At 39.6% G+C, this 1524-nt stretch carries 2 protein-coding genes; both read right to left on the bottom strand.

From position 1 onward, the window contains the following. Nucleotides 1-75: 75 nt before the first annotated feature. Nucleotides 76-942 carry a type II secretion system F family protein gene (locus R8O11_RS24795; protein ID WP_005481282.1) on the bottom strand — a complete coding sequence of 289 codons (867 nt, stop codon included), beginning with the start codon at nucleotides 940-942 and terminating at the stop codon, nucleotides 76-78. Beyond that, on the bottom strand, nucleotides 942-1524 hold a 583-nt coding region (locus R8O11_RS24790), incomplete at its 5' end, for a type II secretion system F family protein (RefSeq protein ID WP_318194553.1). The genes R8O11_RS24795 and R8O11_RS24790, both read right to left, overlap by 1 nt.

The following is a 1524-nucleotide window of genomic DNA, read 5'->3' as shown; positions in this document are numbered from 1 at the left end:
CTAATTCTTGATTGATATTTGAACAACCACTTAAAAAAAGTAACACCAAAAGAGAGAAATAGTTTTTTATATTCATTATCCTAGCATCCTCATTATCCCTGGCGCTGCGATTAGAACAACAATAGGAATCATGATAAAAGCGATCATTGGGATCGACATTTTTGCCCCCATCTTGCCGATTTTCTCTTCCAGTTCGAGCATGTTTATTTCTCGAATATCAGAAGCAAGAGAGGCTAACACTGCACCCACGGATGACCCGTACTTTAAGCTTTGAGTAAGCGTCATGACGAAGCTTTGTGCTTCCGTCGTTGGGACTAAGTCGTAAAACTCGGTGAGAGCTCGGTCTAACCCAACAATTTTGGCCCGTTCTGACGTTTTCTTAACGACATAAGCAAGGTTTTCATCGACCGTTTTTAGCTCGTTCGACAAGTAATCCAAGCTTGCTTCTAACGTCATCCCCGTGTGTACACAAACGTTCATCAAATCCAGTAAGAAAGGCAGCCGACTACTTACATGTCGCACGTTTGCATTCCCTCGCGATGAGATATACATATCCGGCGCGATCAAACAAACAAGCATAGAAAGCGAGAATGAAATAAACGCGGAGGAAAACTCCATCTCTCCTTGAATGTAAGAGTAGCCAATAAACGCTAAACAAAAAACCAAGGGTATAATTTTCAATAAATAATAGGCTTGAGCAATAAACTCGCTATGAATACCTGCTCTAACCAAATTATTTTTTGTTTCTTCTTTATTAAAAGATAATCGAGAAAGATGTAACGATAATTTGTCAACAAAAGGCGTTTTTTCTTGGGTTGAATCAATAATCTTTTTTGTTGAAATATTTGCTTTGGTTTTATCAAACACCTTTAACGAGTAATACGCGGCAGATAACGAGATAATTAAACCGAGCGCTAAGAAGATTAACTTAATATCAACCATTACCTAACTCCTCTTAATATCATGTAGATAAAGAAAAACCCAATAGCTTCACTAACCAAGACATAATAAAAGATGGGTTTTCCCCCTTCTTCAAACATTACGAAGTTATAGTTTTCCGGGCTGGTCACTTTCAAAATCATGATAAAGATAACTGGCAACGCCGCGATGATTTTTGCTGATGCACGCGCTTCCGACGTCAACGCATTTTTCTTTTTCTCGATTGCCCTCGCTTCAAACATGATTCGGTTGATGCGGTTAATCACGTCTTTTAGCTGCCCACCTCGACTCAAGTTGATTCGAATTGTTGCGGCAAAGAAAAAGTACTCAACGTAAGGAAACGAAGCTGCACTTCGTGCCAATACATCGTCTGGGTCTTCACCAATCAGAAGTCGTTCTGACATCTTTTTGAACTCTTCGCCAACTTCATTATCAAGCTGAGTTCCAACGTATTCGAAGGCATGAACAATACTTTGTCCCGAAGAGAGTGCACCCGACAATATGTTTAGTGCATCTGGAAAGTTGTCCTTGAATCGCTGCGCTTGGATACCACTTAATTTGAGGATAAACATCACAAATAATATT

Source organism: Vibrio sp. 1288 (assembly GCF_033344475.1).
This window is presented reverse-complemented; position numbering and strand designations above follow the sequence as displayed.

Excerpts from the sequence above, each read along its gene's own strand:
- R8O11_RS24795 (WP_005481282.1), bottom strand. The coding sequence starts at position 942 with ATGGTTGATATTAAGTTAATCTTCTTAGCGCTCGGTTTAATTATCTCG.